Below are 16,873 nucleotides of genomic sequence, written 5' to 3'. Positions count from 1 at the left end.
GGCCTCGCCTTGAACACACTCCACGCTCCCGCAAAACGCATCGCAGTCGTCGGCTCCGGCATCTCGGGGCTGGCAGCGGCGCACTTCCTCGCCCAGCGCCACGCCGTGACGCTGTTCGAGGCGGCGCCACGGCTTGGCGGGCATACCAATACGGTGGATATCGAAGAGGGCGGCCAGGTCTTTGGCGTCGATACGGGCTTCCTCGTTTTCAACGCGCGTACGTATCCCAATTTGATTGCGCTGTTTGACGAGCTGGGCGTGGCGCATTGCGAGAGCGATATGTCGTTCAGCGTGTCGGTGGGCGGCGGGGCGCTGGAGTGGGCCGGCACCAGCCTGAGCACGGTATTTGCCCAGCCACGCAACCTGGTGTCGGCGCGGTTCCTGTCGATGCTGGGCGACATCCTGCGCTTCAACCGGCAGGCGCACGCGAACCTGGCGGTGGCACGCAACGGGCGCCACAGCCTCGGCGCACTGCTGGATGCTGGCGGCTACGGCGAACCGTTCTGTGCGCACTATCTGCTGCCGATGGCGGCGGCGATCTGGTCGACCCCGAGCCGCGACATCCTTTCGTTTCCGGCGGAAACGTTTCTGCGGTTTTGCCTCAACCACGGCTTGCTGCAGATCTTCAACCGCCCGCGTTGGCGCACGGTCAAAGGCGGCGCGCGCAGCTATGTGCACGCCATCGCACGCCGGCTGGCGGACGTGCGTGTCGCCACGCCGGTACGCGGCATCCGGCGCTCGGCCAGCCATGTGGATGTGCGGACCGATGCCGGCAGCGAGCGCTACGACGCCGTGGTGCTCGCCACGCACGCACCGCAGACGCTGCGCCTGCTCGACGATGCCACGGACGATGAGCGCGCCGTGCTGGGCGCGTTCCGCTACCAGCCCAACACCGCATTCCTGCACCGCGATACCCGGCTGCTGCCGCGTCGGCGCCGCGTGTGGTCGGCGTGGAATTACCTCGATGCCGCGCAAGTGGGCGCAGCCGGTGGCGCCCCGTGCGTCAGCTATCTGCTGAACCAGCTACAACCGCTGCCCGTGTCGACGCCCGTGGTGGTCACGCTGAATCCGCCGGCGCCGCCAGCGCCGGAGTTGGAGTACCAGCGCTTCGCCTATGAGCATCCCGTGTTCGATCAACCGGCCATCGACGCACAGACTCGCCTGCCGGGGCTCCAGGGCCGCAGTGGCACCTGGTTTGCCGGAGCATGGACCGGGTATGGGTTTCATGAGGACGGCCTAAAGTCGGCGCTGCGCGTGGCGGCAGACTTCGGCTGCGCCCCGCCCTGGGCACAGGTGGCGCCATGAACGACGACGCACAGCTGCTGGTCGGGCAGGTCATGCATCACCGTCTGCGGCCGGTGGCCCATCGCTTTGTCTATCCGGTGTTTGCGGTGCGCGTGAAGCTCTCGGCGCTCGGCCGGCTGACGGGTGCATGGTTTGGCGTGGATTGCCTGCGGCCGCTGTCACTGCGCACGCGTGACTACGGCCCGCGCGACGGCACCGATCTGCTTGCGTGGATACGCGGTGTACTGCGCGACGCAGGCTTGCCTGCCGATGGCGAGGTCTGGTTGCAGACGTTCCCGCGCATCGCAGGGTGGATGTTCAACCCCGTTTCGTTCTGGTACTGCCACGACGCAGCCGGCACGCTGCGCGCGGTGCTGGCCGAGGTCAACAACACCTTCGGGCAGCACCATCGCTACCTGCTCTGTGCCGAGGACGGCGGGCCCATCGGCGCCCATACCGTGCTGACGTGCCGCAAGCAGTTGCATGTCTCGCCGTTCTGCACGGTGGAGGGCGGCTATCAGTTTCGCTTTGCCGAGACCCCGGCGACCGCGCTGGTGCGTATCGATTACCTCGACTGTGATGGCCCGCTGCTGCACACCGCCATTGGCGGACGGTTGCAGCCGTTCGATGCCACCCACCTGCGCCGTGCGCTGCTGCGGCAGCCGTTGCTGGCGCTACAGGTCATCGGCCGCATTCATTTGCAGGCACTTCGCCTGTGGATCAAGGGGGTGCCGTTCTTTGGCCGCCGCCCGCACAACCCATCGTCTTCTCTGGAGCCACCTCGATGACTGCCACGCATTCTCTGGCGTGGGTGCCGCCCCACGTTCCCGCCAGTGGCCGCCTGTTCGTGGCGCTGGCCGCCCGTATGCGCCACGGCCTGCTGCACCTCATCACGCCGGATGGCGACGTGCAGATCGGCGATGCAGCCTCGCCGCTGTCTGCGGAGTTGCGCATCGTGGATTGGCGCGCCTGTGCACGCATCCTGCGCAGTGGCGACGTGGGCTTTGCCGAGGCCTATCGCGACGGATGGGTCGAGACCAGCAATCTCACCAGCCTGTTGCGTCTTGCCATCCTGAACGCGGCCACGCTGGAGCAGGCGATTTTCGGGAATGCGCTGGCGCGTTCTGTTCTGCGCCTGCGGCATCTGCTGCGTCGGAACAGCCGCAAAGGCAGTCGGCGCAATATCCATTTGCACTACGACCTGGGCAACGACTTCTATCGGCTGTGGCTGGACGAGGGCATGGCCTATTCGTCCGCGTGGTTCAACGGCCGCCTTCGGGATGGTCTGGCCGACGCGCAGGCCGCCAAGTATCGGCGCGCGTGCGATCTGCTCAGGGTCGGGCCCGGCATGGACGTGCTCGAAATCGGCTGCGGCTGGGGCGGCCTGATGGACATGGCCTGTGCTCGCGGTGCGCGGGTACACGGCATCACCCTGTCGGAAGAGCAACGCCGCTACACGGCCGAGCGCCTGGCAGGCGAGCTACGCGCCAAGGTGGAGCTGCGTGACTATCGCGACCTGGATACGGCCTACGACGCCATCGCGTCCATCGAGATGTTCGAGGCGGTGGGCGAAGCGTACTGGCCGACGTACTTCAAGACGCTGACGCGCTGCCTGCGCCATGGCGGCCGCGCGCTCGTGCAGAGCATCACCATTGACGAGGCACACTTCGAGCGCTACCGCGCCGGCACGGACTTCATCCAGCAGTTCATCTTCCCCGGCGGCATGCTGCCCAGCCGCGAGCGCTTTGTCCGCCTGGCCGAGCAACACGGCCTGCGGGTGGTGGACCGCCTCGATTTCGGCCGCGATTACGCCGAGACACTGCGCCGCTGGAGCCAGCGCTTCGAGGCCCGCCTGGATGCCGTGCGCGCCCTCGGCTTTGATGAACCGTTTATCCGCATCTGGCGCCTGTACTTCGCCTATTGCGAAGCCGGCTTCGATGAAGGTCGCATCGGCGTGTCGCAGTTTCTGCTGGAGCGGGGGTGACCATGCCGGTATGGACTGTCGCTCTGATTGCGTTGTTGGTGTTGGTCGCCGTGTTCAGTGCCGTATGGGCGTGGCAGTTGACCAATGAAAACGCCGGCATGGTCAACCCGATGTGGGCGTTTTCGCTTGGCCTGGTGGCGGTGATCTATGCGTGGTTGGGCAACGGTTCGGTCTACGCTCGCGTGCTGGCGGGCGTGGGTGGGGCCGTGTGGGGATGCCGCCTCGGCTGGCACCTGTGGCGCCGCAATGCCGGCAAGCCGGAAGATGCGCGCTACCGAAAACTGCGCCAGGAATGGGGCGCAGCGGCATCGCGCAACATGTTCGGCTTCTTCCAGTTGCAGGCGACGGTGTCGATGCTGCTGTCGATTGCATTTGCGGTACCGAGCCACCGGCCCGATGCGCCAAGTGGTGCCGCAATCGCGGTTGCCGTTGCGCTGTGGGTGGTGTCGGTAGGCGGCGAAGCACTGGCGGATCGGCAACTGCGCCAGTTTGCCGCTGACCCGGTCAACCATGGAAAGACCTGCCGAACCGGCCTCTGGCGCTATTCGCGGCATCCCAACTACTTCTTCGAATGCGTGCATTGGCTGGCGTATATACCGCTCGCGCTGGGTGCGCCGTGGGCCTGGCTCACGCTGCTGCCGCCGGTGGTGATGACGTGGCTGCTGGTGAAGGTGTCCGGCATTCCCATGCTGGAAGACCACATGCGCGCCACGCGCAACGACTACGCCGAATACGCGCGCACCACCAACGTCTTGATCCCCTGGCCGCCGCGCCACTGATCTGCACAGTTTGAGGAGACTCCACATGACTGCGTTATCCACGCCCACGATGCCCGCCACGGAGCCTGTCGCGCCGCGCGACGGTTGGCTGATTCAATGCTGCGAGCGCGGGTGGCTACCGGATGGGCTCGTCCGTGCCGGCATGCGCAGCCTCATGCGCCAGCGCCTGCGAGACGAGGGGCTCGACAACGGTGAGCTGCGCTCTCGGCGCTTCAATGCGCTGCTCGATGATTTGCGCGCCAGCCCCATCGCGATCGAGACGGACGCCGCCAATACCCAGCACTATGAATTGCCGCCGGCATTCTTCGAGGCCCATCTCGGGCCCCAACTGAAGTACTCCTGCGCGCTGTATCCCACCGGCACGGAAACACTGGCTCAGGCCGAAGAGGCCATGTTTGCCTGCTATGCCGAACGGGCCGGCCTGGCGGATGGCCAATGCATTCTCGACTTGGGCTGCGGCTGGGGTTCGCTCTCGCTGTGGATGGCCAAGCGCTATCCCCATGCACGCATCGTGGCGTTGTCCAATTCGCAGGGCCAGCGTCGCTGGATCGAAGCTCGCGCCGCCGCGCGTGGCCTGACCAACCTGAGCGTGCATACCGGAAACATTGTCGATTTCGAGTTCGCAGAGATGCCCAAGCATGGACGCTTCGACCGCGTCGTGTCGATCGAAATGTTCGAGCACATGAAGAACTACGGCGAGCTGCTCGCCAAGATTGCGCGGTGGATGCGCCCCGACGCAGTGTTGTTCGTCCACATCTTCGCGCACCGCACGCTGGCGTATCACTTCCAGGTGCAGGACGGCACCGATTGGATGTCGAAGTACTTCTTCACGGGTGGGACCATGCCTTCGGAAGCGCTGCTGCTGCACTTCCAGGACGATCTGCAGGTGACCCGGCAATGGTGGGTCAGCGGCACGCACTACGCGCGCACGGCCGACCATTGGCTGGCCAACCTTGACGCTGCGCGCAGCCGCTTGATGCCGGTGTTCGTGCAAACCTACGGCGCGCGCGAAGCCGCCGTGTGGTTTCAGCGGTGGCGCATGTTCTACCTGGCCGTGTCGACGTTGTTTGGCTATGCCAACGGCAACGAGTGGGGCGTGGCGCATTACCGGTTCGTCAAGCGCTAGCGGGTTTACGGCGCGGTGTTGACCCCATCGCTGCGCGCGCTCGTCCACACCAGCAGAGGCATCCACAGCGCCCAACCGATGCACAGCACGCCCATCGTCACCATCGGGTCCGGCATGTGGGCGGCTCCCAGTGCCGCCCCCGCCCGAAACGAGAGCGGGCCGGCCATCCCGCCCAGCATCACCGCCAACCCCCACCGACCGCGCAGCCAGCGGAAGAGGACATTCAATTGGATCGCGAACAACACCCACAGCGCGAGCAGCCACGGCGGCGCGAACCCGGGCCACAGGGCGCCATGCGGATAGGCGATCAGTCCGGCGCGGATCAGCAGCGTCTCCCACACCGCCGCAGCCGAGATGACCGCCAACACGAGGCGCCACTCCCGATACGGCTGGCGAGCCTGCCACAGATGGCAAGCCAACAGCACCGCGACGCAGACGATCCCCACCCAGGCAACATCGCGCGCCGCACTCAGCACGCACACCAACCAGCCGGCTTGTCCGGCCACTGCATACAGGAGGGCACGATGAGAACGCATGGAAGCGGGCACAGTTTGCTGGCGCTGTCACGTTGGCTGCGGTGTCTGGCAGTGGCCGGGGTGGTCGCCGCTACAGCGGCCTGCTCCGGCCCGCCGCCGAATCCCAACCCGAAGGCTGCAGTGCCCCTGCAGACGGTGCCGGTGGACCTGCCGCGCTACATGGGGCGCTGGTATGTGATCGCCAACATTCCGTACTTTGGTGAGCGTGGCAATGTCGGCAGCTACGCTGAGTGGGCGCTGCGGCCCGACGGTCGTATCGACGATGCCTACGTCTACCGGCCCGAGCGTTTCGATGCACCCTTCAAGCGGATGCAGTTTGTGGATTCCGTGGTGGCGGGCAGCGGCGGCGGGGAGTGGCGCGTGCGCTTGTTCTGGCCCATCTATGTCTCGCAACTCACGCTGTATGTCGCCCCCGATTACCGCGTGACCCTGCTCGGCTATCCGGACAAAAGCCTCGGCTGGGTGTTCGCGCGCGACCCCGATATGAGCGACGCCGACTACCGCGCAGCCCTCGGGCGTTTCGAAGCCATGGGCTACGACACCTCGCGGTTCCGGCGCGTGCCGCAGTTCCCCAGCCAGCTTGGGCAACCGGGCTTCCAGTCGCCGGGAGACGGCAACTAGCGCTGCGTGCATCAACGTGGCTCGCCCAGCAGGTGACGACGCAGTGACGGCGCCCGGGTGCCGGGTGCCAACCAGATATCAAAGAACGCGCGTGCGAAGGCGGGGTCATCCACCTCGGTTGTCAGTTGCCCATTGGCGTAAAAGCGTGCGCCACGATCGGGCAGATAGACGCCGCACAGCGTGTCGCCGGATTTGACGTCGGGAAAGGCGGGCGCCATCGCGCGTGCCCATTGCGCGAGTGTTGCATCGGAAGGCGGGGGTGCCTGTAGCCGACGTATTTCCTCAATGGCGGTCTGGATCAGGCGCGTGCGCTCCACGGAGCGTCGATACGTGACTTCCAGCGCAAAGGGGGCGTCGTAGCTGAACGGGACTTTGGCGCTCCACAACTGCGCGTCGTACAGACAGAACCCGAAGAGGCACAACGCGCCCTTGCCGGAAAGCTGCGCCGCTGTCAGCGTGTCGCGGCAGTCCGCCCAGGTGGAATGGCTGATGGCGGAGCACGCAATGAGCGCAAGGGCTTGCGCGGCACGAAGGCGTTTGGCAGGCATGGGGCCGAGCGGTAGACGGCTGACTCCCAAAGTCTACTGACGCGCCGCCGTGCAAGTAGACGCCGCCCCGGTGTTTTTCTGACGCAAATCCGACGCACGATGCGCAAAAAAAAAACCGGCGCAAACGGCGCCGGTTAGGGAGTGGTGTCACACCTGCCGCAAGTTTCGCGATGTGACCGCCACGGTGGTAGGCGAATCTGCCAGCGAGACAAACTGGCGTGTTGCCCCATCGAGCGCATCGATGCTGCCGGTTTCGATGTCATACACCCAGCCGTGCAGATTCATCCGTCCCTGTTCAAGCGCCAGCGCCACCGACGGATGCGTGCGCAGGTTCGCCAGTTGCGCGATCACGTTTTCGCGGACCAGGCCGTCGAGCTTGGCGCGGGGCGAGTCGAACTGATGCGCCGCGTTGATCACCTTTGCGGAATCGGAATGGCGCAGCCAGTTGGCCACGGCCGGCAGGTGGTCCAGACAGGTGCAGCGCGAGATGGCACCCATCGCGCCGCAGTCGGAGTGGCCGCAGATCACGATGTCCTGCACGCCCAGCACGGCCACCGCGTATTCGACCGTGGCCGACACGCCGCCGGGCTCGGGGCCGTACGACGGCACGATGTTGCCCGCGTTGCGGATCACGAACAGCTCGCCGGGTTCCCGCTGCGTCAGCAGCTCCGGGACGACACGGCTGTCCGAGCAGGTGACGAACAGCGCCTTGGGATTTTGTGATGTTGCGAGTTGCTTGAACAGCTCGACCCGTTGCGGATAGATGTCGCGTTGAAAGCGCAGAAAACCGTCGATGATGTCGCGCATGGTGATGTCCTCCTGATTCAATGCCGGACGCAGAGACGATGGCGTGAGGCGTCGCTGTGCCGCGGCCGCCATTATCGCGGCGGACACGGGGTGATGGCGCATTGCCCGGCTTGCCGGCAGGTTTTTGCACCAAGGGGGCGCCGAATTGCGTTCACAGTGGCCAGACCCGGCCTTCTGCAACGCCATAAAGCCGTTCGCCCGGTTCGGCCGGCGCGGTCCACAGGCCGGTGAACTCGCCAAAGGCAGGCAACAGCGCACGGGTGTGTCCGAACCGGAAGCACGGCAGCCTGACGCGGTCTTTGCCACGCCCGCTCAGGACCACGCCGGGATGCACATGGCCGGCAATCTCATAGCCCTCTGTTGCGGTGTTCGGTTGGTGGCATAGGGCGAAGGGGCCCTGCCTCCAGGGTTCTTCCACCACGTTGAAGTGCAGATGCGACGGCGGGTCGCCGGCGTGGCGGTCGTGATTGCCGCGCACCAGCGTGCAGACGACGTCAGCGTGTCGGGCGCGCCAGGCGCCCAGGGCATCGGCGGCGGCGATGGCTTCGCGCGCGTGGAGCAAGTCACCGAGCCAGACAATGTGTGCCACAGGCAGCCGCGCCAGCATGGCGTCGAGCCGCGCCAAGGCCTGCGCGGTGCTGCCCGCAGGCACCGGCACGCCGCGCGCGCGGAAGGTGGCTGCCTTGCCGAAATGCGCGTCGGCCACCATCAGCATGCGCTGGGCGGGCCACCATAGCGCGCGCTCGGGCAAGAGCCATACGGTGTGGCCGGCGCATTCGATGGGAAGGTGGCAAGGGGCGGTCATAGCAGCGGCAGCGGCTTGGAGGTCTTGCGCGGTCGGCGTGTGCGTCCGCTGGGCTTGCTGGCCTTGCCGACGGTATCGGGCGAATCCGCCATGCGCAGCGCGGCCTGCACATCGGCTTCAGCGGCAGACTGGCCGGCGGCGTCGGGGTCGGTGGGTTCGGGGCCGGCGGCCCGTTCGGCGTCGGCCAGCATGCGGGCGATGCGGTCAGCCAGTTTTTCGGTGGAGAGCTGCTCGCGAAAGCGTTCCACCATCAACGGAAATCCGAACGGCGAGGGACGTTTCAGGGCGCGCAGTTCCAGCCGCAGGCGGCGCATGCGGGTGAGTGCGGCTTCGATGCGGTCGATGTCCAGTTCCTGGCGCAGCACTTCGTTTTCTGCCTGGCTCAGCAGGAGGTTGCCTGGGTCGTGGCGGCGAAAGACTTCATAGAACAAGCCAGACGATGCCTGCAGTTGACGCGTGCTTTTGTGCGCGCCGGGGTAGCCCTGAAACACCAGCCCCGACACCCGCGCAATCTCGCGAAAGCGCCGTTGGGCGAGTTCACCGGCATTGAGGCTGGCGAGCACGTCGTCCATCAGCGTGTCGGTGGCAAACAGGTCGCCCGCGCTGAGCAAGGTGGGCCAATCGACGGGCGTGGCCGACAGCAGTTCGAGCCCGTAGTCGTTGAAGGCGAGGGAGAAGGTGGCCGGCGATTGCCGTGCAGCCCGCCAGGCCAATAGGCTTGCCAGGCCGAGGTGCGCGTGCCGTCCGGCAAACGGATACAGGAACACGTGCCAGCCCTCGCGCGAGTGCAGCGTCTCGACCACCAGCGTGGCGGCCGTGGGCAGCGCCGACCAGCGCGCCTGCAGTTCGAGCAGCGGGCGGGCCGCCTGCAGTTCGGGGCCGTCAAAGCGGCCCTGGGCTGCGGCATCGAGCTGTGCGACCACGGCCTGCGCCAGTTCGGTGGAGAGCGGCATGCGGCCGCCGTTCCAGCGCGGCACGGCAGCACGCTTGCCGCTGGCGCGCCGCACATAGGCGGTCATGTCCTGCACGCGCACCAGTTCCAGCAGCCGGCCCGCAAACAGGAAGTTGTCGCCGGGGCGCAGCCGGGCGATGAAGCCTTCTTCAATTGAACCCAGCGCAGCGCCACCGGCAGCACGCCACCAGCGCACGGTCATGCTGGCATCACTGACGATGGTGCCGATGCTCATGCGGTGGCGGCGGGCGAGCCGCGCGTCGGGCACGCGCCAGATGCCCTGTTCATCAGGCGCGACGCGGTGGTAGTCGGGGTAGGCAGTGAGCGTTTGGCCGCCCTGACGGACGAAGTCGAGCGCCCATTGCCATTCGTCGTCGAGCAGGTTTCGGTAGGCCCACGCGCGACGCACTTCGTGCAATAGCGCATCGGGGATGAAGCCGCCGCCCAGCGCCACCGTCACCAGATGCTGGACGAGCACATCCAGCGGCTTGTTCGGCGAGCTGCGCGCTTCCACCTGGCCCGACATGGCGGCCGTCCTTGCCGCCGCGCCTTCCACGAGTTCGAGGCTGTGCGTGGGCACCACCGTGACGCGCGAGGGCCGGCCCGGTGCATGACCCGACCGCCCGGCCCGCTGCAGCAGGCGCGCCACACCCTTGGGCGAGCCGATCTGCAGCACCCGTTCGACCGGCAGAAAGTCCACGCCCAGATCCAGACTCGACGTGCAGAACACGCCTTTGAGCGCGCCTGCCTTGAGCCCGGTCTCCACCCAGTCGCGCGTGGCCCGGTCGAGCGAGCCGTGATGCAGCGCAATCAGCCCTGCCCACTCCGGCCGCGCATTGATGACGGCCTGATACCACAGCTCCGCCTGCGAGCGCGTGTTCAGAAACACCAGCGTGGTGCGCGCCGTCTCCAGTTCTTCCAGCACGTGCGGCAGCATCGCCATGCCCAGATGCCCTGCCCACGGAAACCGCCCCACGCCGTTGGGGAGCAGGGTGTCGATCTCCATGCGCTTTGGCAGATGACCCTGCACAAGCGTGCCGCGCGCGGCTGCGCTGGCATCGCCCAGTGCGTCCATCGCCTCGGCCAGGTTGCCCAGCGTGGCCGACAGCCCCCACACAAGCAGCGCCGGCGACCAGGTGCGCAGTCGTGCCAGCGCCAACTGCACCTGCACGCCGCGTTTGTTGCCGACCAGTTCGTGCCATTCATCCACCACCACCACGCGCACCGAGCCCAGCGCTTCGCGTGCATCGGCGCGTGCGAGCAAGAGCGACAGGCTTTCCGGCGTGGTCACCAGTGCGGTGGGCAGTCGGCGCGATTGGGCGGCCCGCTCGGCGCTGCCGGTGTCGCCGGTGCGAAGGCCCAGCGTCCAGTGCGGCGCCAGCGCCTGTGCGGCTTGCGTGAGCGCGCGGACGGTGTCGGCAGCCAGCGCCCGCATGGGCGTGAGCCATAGCACCGACAACGGCGGTGCACCGCGCCCGCGCACGGGTGCGTGTGCCAACCGCTGCAGCGCGCCCAACCAGACGGCATAGGTCTTTCCCGCGCCGGTGGTGGCATGCAGCAGGCCCGATTCACCGCGCGCCATGGCGGCCCACACGGCTTGCTGGAACGGCATCGGCGTCCAGCCGCGCGCGGCAAACCAGCCGTCGAGATCGGGGTGTGTGGTGTCGCTCATGGCGCGGGTAGCAGGCTTTCCAGCGTCTGCAGGGTGTCGGCTTCGGCGACCGGCTTGTCGTGGCGCCAGCGCAGCATGCGCGGAAAGCGCACCGCAATGCCGCTCTTGTGCCGGCTGCTGCGGGCGATGCCTTCAAAGCCCAGCTCGAACACCATCGTCGGGGCCACGCTGCGCACCGGGCCGAAGGTCTCCACCGTGGTCTTGCGGATGGCCGCGTCGACCTGCCGGATCTCGGCGTCGCTCAGGCCGGAGTACGCCTTGGCAAACGGCACCAGCTTGCGCTCGGGTGCGTCGGGCGGCGCGTCCCATACGGCAAAGGTGTAATCGGTGTAAAGGCTGGCGCGGCGCCCGTGTCCACGCTGCGCATAGATGAGCACCGCATCCACCGAGAACGGATCGATCTTCCATTTCCACCACACGCCCACGTCTTTCGTGCGGCCGACGCCGTAGCGCGCGTCGCGCCGCTTGAGCATCAGCCCTTCCACGCCCAGTTCGCGCGAGGCCTCGCGCTGGCGTGCGAGGTGGTGCCAATCCTCGCCGTCCAGCAGCGGGGACAGCTCTAGCGCCGGGTGCACGTGGTCTGCAACCACGCGCTCCAGTTGCGCGCGCCGCTCGCTTTGCGGCCGCTCACGCCAGTCGTGGCCTTGCCATTCCAGCAGGTCATAGGCGAGCAGCACGGCGGGGGCGTCGCGCAGCACGCGGGCATTCAGCGTCTTGCGGCCAATGCGTTGCTGCAGCAGCGCAAACGGCTGCACGTGGCCCTCGCGCCAGACCACGATCTCGCCGTCCAGCACAGTGCCGGCGGGCAGCGTCTGCGCCATGGCCGACAGTTCGGGAAAGCGGTCGGTAATCAGCTCTTCACCGCGCGACCACAGCCAGACACCATCGCCCCGGCGCACGAGCTGGGCGCGGATGCCGTCCCATTTCCATTCGATTTGCCAATCGACCGGTGGCCCGAGCATGGCATCGAATGCCTGCACATCCGCTTGCAAGGGGTGAGCGAGAAAGAACGGGTACGGATGCCCGGTCTGGAGCGCAGGGCCATCGACGCCCGCATCGGCCAGCAGCGCGCGGTAGCGTTGCGCGGTCGGCGCCTGGGCGATGTCGGTGTACCCCATCAGGCGCTGTGCCACATGCTTCGGGTCGGTGCTACCTACCTCGGCCAGCGCACGTGTGACGAGCAGCCTGGACACCCCCACGCGAAACGCGCCCGTGATGAGCTTCATCAGCACGAGGCGCGCATGCAGCGGCAGGCCACGGCACAGCGTGGCCAACTGCGGCAGCACCACCTCGGGCGGCTGACCCCGCAGCGGCAGCAGACGGGTCTCCATCCATTCGGCCAGGCTGGCGTTGTCGGCATGATCGGCGTCGGGCAGGACCAGCGCGATGGTCTCGGCCAGGTCGCCCACGGCTTGGTAGCACTCGTCGAACAGCCATTCGGGCAAGCCGGATTCACCTTGCGCGAAGCTCGCAAGCACCCGCACCGGCACAAGCTGCCGGGGCTTGCCGCCCGCCAGAAAGTAGACCGCCCAGGCTGCGTCGGCATCCGGTGCGTTGCGCAGATAGGCCACCAACGCGCCGAGCTTGGCGTTGCTCGACGTGGTGGCGTCGAGTTGCGCATACAGGTCAGCAAAGGCTTTCATGGTGCCGAGGGTTCGGGTGCGGCCGAGGTGTCGCTGGCTTCGGCTGCGCTGGGCTCGTCCCGGTCGTCCCCGTATTCGGTGGCGAAGGCGCGCGCATCCAAGCCGCGCTCGCAGAGCCAGCGCACCACCGGCGCCACCTGCCCGTGCGTGACATAGATGCGCGTGGCGCCCGTGGCATCGATGGCCTGCAGCAGGCCCGGCCAATCGGCATGGTCGGAGAGCACGATGCCGCGGTCCACGCCGCGTCGCCGCCGCGCACCGCGAAGCTGCATCCACCCGCTGGCGAAGGCGTCGGCATAGTCGCCAAAGCGGCGCATCCACGGTGTGCGCTGCGCAGAGGGCGGCGCCAGCACCAGCGCGCGACGCAGGTCTGGCTTGGAGACATCGGTCGCCAACTGCGTTAGCGGCAGCGCGACACCGGCGTCGCGATACGCGGCATCCAGCGGCAGCATCGCTCCGTGCGACACCACGGGGCCGATGCTGGTATCCAGCCCGGCCAGGATGCGTTGCGCCTTGCCGAACGCATAACAAAAGACCACGCTGCTACGGCCCGCTTCGGCGTTGTCGCGCCACCAGGCGTTGAGCTGCGCGAAGATCTCCGCCTGCGGTCGCCAGCGGTAGATCGGCAGGCCGAAGGTCGATTCGGTGATGAAGGTGTGGCAGCGCACCGGCTCGAACGGGGCGCAGGTGCCATCGGGCTCGACTTTGTAGTCGCCGGAGACCACCCAGACGTCGCCGCCGTACTCGAGGCGCACCTGCGCGGACCCGAGGACATGCCCGGCCGGATGGAAACTCACCCGCACCCCGTGGTGGACGACGGGCTCGCCGTACGGCAGCGTTTGCAGCGAGATGTCGCCCAGCCGTGCGCGCAGCACCCCGGCGCCGGCCGCCGCCGCAAGGTAGTGCTGATGCCCGGGTCGAGCATGGTCGCTATGGGCGTGCGTGATGACGGCACGGTTGACCGGCCGCCATGGGTCCACGTAGAAATCGCCCGGCGGACAGTACAGACCGTCGGGCGTCGAAATGATCAAGTCCGAGAGGCGCATGCCTGAAAGACTCCGGAAACCGGTTGGACCAGGCCCATTGCGGGCCAGGCGCGCTGCGGTGACAGGCGTCCTTCAAAAAGCAGATGTTGTGCCTGCGCAGCGAAGACGTTCTACGTTACCGGCGAATGTCGGCGCGAGGGGCCAGCGCAGCCATGTTTTTCGGATGCAAAGCCGATTCAGTGGCGCGGGACTGTCAGGGTCTGGGAGGGGTGGCGGGGGATTGCCACGTGTTGCGCGTTTCGCGCGTGGCTTCCGCCCAGCCGACGCACGCGCATCGGCTGGCGATCCTGGGCGTGGGATTACGGCTCGTGGCGCAGATACCCTTCCTTGCTCGGATCGGGCATGAAGAAGCTCACGATGAAGGACAGGGCACACAGCGCGGTCACGTACCAGTAGAACGTCGATTCGGTACCCGCGTTCTTGAACCACAGCGCCACGTACTCGGCCGAGCCGCCAAACACCGCATTGGCAATCGCATACGACAGGCCCACGCCCATGGCGCGCACTTCCGGCGGGAACATCTCGGCTTTGATCAGGCCGCTGATGGAGGTGTAGAAGCTCACGCAAGCCAGCGCCACGATGATGAGGCCAAACGCCGCCACCGGGCTCGACACGGTGGCCAGCGCGTGCATGAGCGGCACCGTACCCAGCACCGTGGTCGCGCCGAACAGCAGCATCGAATTGCGCCGGCCGATGCGGTCGGACAGCGCACCAAACGCCGGCTGCAGCAGCATGTAGACGAACAGCGCGGCCGTCATCACGTTGGAGGCGGTCTTGGTCTCCATGTGCGCCGTGTTGACGAGGTACTTCTGCATGTACGTGGTGAACGTGTAGAAGATCAGCGAGCCGCCTGCGGTAAAGCCGATCACGCGCAGGAAGGCGCCCTTGTGCTGCCACGCGCCGCGGATCGTGCCCGCGTGCTCGGCCTTGGCCGATGCGGTGGTTTGCGTTTCCGGCAGCGCGCGGCGCAGGTACAGCGCAATCACAGCCGTCAGCGCGCCCACCACGAACGGGATGCGCCAGCCCCAGGCTTTGAGTTCCGCCGTGGTCAGCAATTGCTGGAGGATCACCAGCACCAGCAGCGCACACAACTGGCCGCCGATGAGGGTGACGTATTGGAAGGAGGCGAAGAAGCCGCGCCTGCCCTTGAGTGCGACCTCGCTCATGTAGGTGGCGCTGGTGCCGTATTCCCCGCCCACCGACAGGCCCTGGAACAGACGTGCCACCAGCAGCAGGAACGGCGCCGCCGCGCCGATCTGCGCGTAGGTCGGCACCACGGCGATGAGCAGCGAGCCGCCGCACATCATCAGCACCGAGATCATCATGGCCGTGCGGCGGCCGCGCTTGTCCGCAATGCGCCCGAACAGCCAGCCGCCAATCGGCCGCATCAGAAAGCCTGCGGCAAACACGCCGGCGGTGTTCATGAGCTGCACCGTCGGGTTGCCGCTGGGGAAGAACGCCGACGCGAAGTACAGCGAGCAGAACGCGTAGACGTAGAAGTCGAACCATTCGACAAGGTTGCCCGACGACGCGCCGACGATGGCAAAGATGCGGCGGCGTGTGTCGTGCGGGTCGACTACGTGCGAATCTGCGTGTGAAGCGGCAGTGGTGTCCATGGAGCGTCTCGGGGTGGATGTTCTTGTGAAGCAGCCTAGGCTGATCCTTTGGATTGTAGCGACATGTCCTCGAATGTCGCGCCCCGGAATTGCCCCGATGCGTGCGTGTCTGGGCACGCAGAAACGGGTACGCTCGCTGTCCTGGTCGTGGTGATTGCGCTAGCGTGCGCCTTGCCGCGCGTTGAATACCGTCCGCAGCGCCAGCGCCACCAACGACGCGGCCGCACAGAACGCCATCAGCCCCGACCACCGGCCTGCATTCCACGCCAGGCTCGCGCCATACGCGCCCACCGACATGCCGATGAACAGCGACGTCATGAACACCGCGTTGATGCGGCTGCGTGCTTCGGGCGCCAGGGCATAGATGATGGTCTGGTGCGACACCAGCGCGGCCTGCACGCCCACATCAAACACGAGCGTGCCGATCACGATGGCGACGAGCGATTGCGGCGCCAGCGCCATCGCGGCAAACGTCACGGCCATCAGCAAGGCGCCGCCAGCGGCGATGTGGCCGGGCGCGACACGCCCGGAGAGGCGGCCCGCAATGCTCGCGCCAAGCGCACCTGCCGCGCCGGCGAGGCCCAGCAGGCCGGCTTGCCCCGTTGACAAGCCGAGCGAGCTTGTCAGATGCAGGGCCACCGTCGACCAGAAGCCCGAGAACGCAATGCCGATGAATGCCTGGGTAATGGCAGACGCGCGCAGCCGCGGATGCTGCATGAAGAGCGTACCCAGCGAGCGCAGCAGCGTGAGATACGGTTGCCGCGTGGCGGGCGCCACGCCAAAGTGCGACGCGCGCACGGCAATCGCCAGCCCGACAATCGCCACGGCTGACACACCAAACGCCGCACGCCAGCCGAAGTGGTCCGCCACGATGCCGCTGAACACGCGCGAGCTGACGATGCCGATCAGCAGCCCCGTCATCACCGTGCCGATGTTGCGATTGCGGTTGGCGTCCGTGCTGATGGCGGCAGCGCTGGGCACGAAATCCTGCGCGATGGTGGCCGACAGCCCGATCGCAAAGCCTGCAGCCGCCAGCAGCGGCAGGTTCGGTGCGAGGCAGCTACCGATCAGCGCCAGCGTCAGCAGCACCGCTTTCCACAGAATGACGAGGCGGCGGTCGTAGCGATCCCCCAGCGGGCCGAAGAAAAAGATGCCGCTGGCGTAGCCCGCCGCCGTGAGCGTCGGCAACACGCCCAGCGCGTGCGGCGCGATGTTCAGGTCACGGCTGATCAGGCCGAGCAACGGATGATTCAGATAGATACACGCCACGCTGATGCCGGCACCCGCCGTGAGCAGGCGGATCAGCCCTTGGGTGTCGTGCGTGGGGGACGCGGGTGTGGCGGGGGACGAAGCAGGCGAGGCCGACATGGGAACCTCTTGGGAGGATTGTTGCATCGCAACGAAGCGGCGATGCTAGCAACTTTCCTCGGCGCTTGCAGACGGCCAATAACCTT

At 67.0% G+C, this 16,873-nt stretch carries 15 protein-coding genes; 6 read left to right on the top strand and 9 right to left on the bottom strand.

What is annotated here, in order from left to right:
• Window positions 1-9: 9 nt before the first annotated feature.
• The 5 genes from ACS7SF_RS22070 to ACS7SF_RS22050 are packed head-to-tail and all read left to right on the top strand — an operon-like array spanning window position 10 to window position 5,173.
• Window positions 10-1,305, top strand: a complete 1,296-nt coding sequence (locus tag ACS7SF_RS22070) for an NAD(P)/FAD-dependent oxidoreductase (protein WP_439894257.1) — start codon at window positions 10-12, stop codon at window positions 1,303-1,305.
• Window positions 1,302-2,072, top strand: coding sequence for a DUF1365 domain-containing protein (locus ACS7SF_RS22065; protein WP_439894256.1), 771 nt, complete (start codon window positions 1,302-1,304; stop codon window positions 2,070-2,072). Before ACS7SF_RS22070 ends, ACS7SF_RS22065 begins: the two co-directional genes overlap by 4 nt.
• On the top strand, window positions 2,069-3,268 hold the full coding sequence (locus ACS7SF_RS22060; protein WP_439894255.1) for a class I SAM-dependent methyltransferase: 1,200 nt from the start codon (window positions 2,069-2,071) through the stop codon (window positions 3,266-3,268). Before ACS7SF_RS22065 ends, ACS7SF_RS22060 begins: the two co-directional genes overlap by 4 nt.
• A 2-nt stretch (window positions 3,269-3,270) precedes the next feature.
• The gene (locus ACS7SF_RS22055) at window positions 3,271-4,047 is read left to right on the top strand and encodes a DUF1295 domain-containing protein (RefSeq protein ID WP_439894254.1); all 777 of its coding nucleotides are present in this window, start codon (window positions 3,271-3,273) and stop codon (window positions 4,045-4,047) included.
• A gap of 25 nt (window positions 4,048-4,072) precedes the next feature.
• On the top strand, window positions 4,073-5,173 hold the full coding sequence (locus ACS7SF_RS22050; protein WP_439894253.1) for an SAM-dependent methyltransferase: 1,101 nt from the start codon (window positions 4,073-4,075) through the stop codon (window positions 5,171-5,173).
• 5 nt (window positions 5,174-5,178) lie between these two features.
• Here the strand turns inward: ACS7SF_RS22050 and ACS7SF_RS22045 are convergent, their stop codons facing one another.
• Window positions 5,179-5,709 carry a DUF2878 domain-containing protein gene (locus ACS7SF_RS22045; protein ID WP_439894252.1) on the bottom strand — a complete coding sequence of 177 codons (531 nt, stop codon included), beginning with the start codon at window positions 5,707-5,709 and terminating at the stop codon, window positions 5,179-5,181.
• Between ACS7SF_RS22045 and ACS7SF_RS22040 the strand changes: the two genes are divergently transcribed.
• Window positions 5,698-6,330, top strand: a complete 633-nt coding sequence (locus ACS7SF_RS22040) for a lipocalin family protein (RefSeq protein ID WP_439894251.1) — start codon at window positions 5,698-5,700, stop codon at window positions 6,328-6,330. The two genes, ACS7SF_RS22045 and ACS7SF_RS22040, sit on opposite strands and share 12 nt — an antisense overlap.
• A gap of 11 nt (window positions 6,331-6,341) precedes the next feature.
• On the opposite strand, the gene ACS7SF_RS22035 is transcribed toward ACS7SF_RS22040, so the two are convergent.
• The 8 genes from ACS7SF_RS22035 to ACS7SF_RS22000 form a co-directional block, all read right to left on the bottom strand.
• Window positions 6,342-6,878 (bottom strand): chalcone isomerase family protein, encoded by a 537-nt coding sequence (locus ACS7SF_RS22035; RefSeq protein WP_439894250.1) that lies wholly within the window; start codon window positions 6,876-6,878, stop codon window positions 6,342-6,344.
• Window positions 6,879-7,025: 147 nt separating this feature from the next.
• The gene (locus ACS7SF_RS22030; protein ID WP_439894452.1) at window positions 7,026-7,685 is read right to left on the bottom strand and encodes a carbonic anhydrase; all 660 of its coding nucleotides are present in this window, start codon (window positions 7,683-7,685) and stop codon (window positions 7,026-7,028) included.
• 151 nt (window positions 7,686-7,836) lie between these two features.
• The gene (gene pdeM / locus ACS7SF_RS22025; protein WP_439894249.1) at window positions 7,837-8,490 is read right to left on the bottom strand and encodes a ligase-associated DNA damage response endonuclease PdeM; all 654 of its coding nucleotides are present in this window, start codon (window positions 8,488-8,490) and stop codon (window positions 7,837-7,839) included.
• On the bottom strand, window positions 8,487-11,114 hold the full coding sequence (locus ACS7SF_RS22020; protein WP_439894248.1) for a ligase-associated DNA damage response DEXH box helicase: 2,628 nt from the start codon (window positions 11,112-11,114) through the stop codon (window positions 8,487-8,489). Before ACS7SF_RS22020 ends, pdeM begins: the two co-directional genes overlap by 4 nt.
• Window positions 11,111-12,757, bottom strand: a complete 1,647-nt coding sequence (locus ACS7SF_RS22015) for an ATP-dependent DNA ligase (protein ID WP_439894247.1) — start codon at window positions 12,755-12,757, stop codon at window positions 11,111-11,113. Before ACS7SF_RS22015 ends, ACS7SF_RS22020 begins: the two co-directional genes overlap by 4 nt.
• On the bottom strand, window positions 12,754-13,803 hold the full coding sequence (locus tag ACS7SF_RS22010) for a ligase-associated DNA damage response exonuclease (RefSeq protein WP_439894246.1): 1,050 nt from the start codon (window positions 13,801-13,803) through the stop codon (window positions 12,754-12,756). Before ACS7SF_RS22010 ends, ACS7SF_RS22015 begins: the two co-directional genes overlap by 4 nt.
• A gap of 299 nt (window positions 13,804-14,102) precedes the next feature.
• Complete coding sequence (locus ACS7SF_RS22005) at window positions 14,103-15,419, bottom strand: MFS family transporter (RefSeq protein ID WP_439894245.1); 1,317 nt, start codon at window positions 15,417-15,419, stop codon at window positions 14,103-14,105.
• Between the two features lie 159 nt (window positions 15,420-15,578).
• Window positions 15,579-16,787, bottom strand: coding sequence for an MFS transporter (locus ACS7SF_RS22000; RefSeq protein ID WP_439894244.1), 1,209 nt, complete (start codon window positions 16,785-16,787; stop codon window positions 15,579-15,581).
• Window positions 16,788-16,873 lie beyond the last annotated feature (86 nt).

The organism is Ralstonia sp. 25C, assembly GCF_051904805.1.
In the GTDB taxonomy this organism is placed as follows: Bacteria; Pseudomonadota; Gammaproteobacteria; order Burkholderiales; family Burkholderiaceae; genus Ralstonia.
Note: the sequence above shows the minus strand (reverse complement) of the source record. Positions and strands in the feature narration are given on the sequence as shown.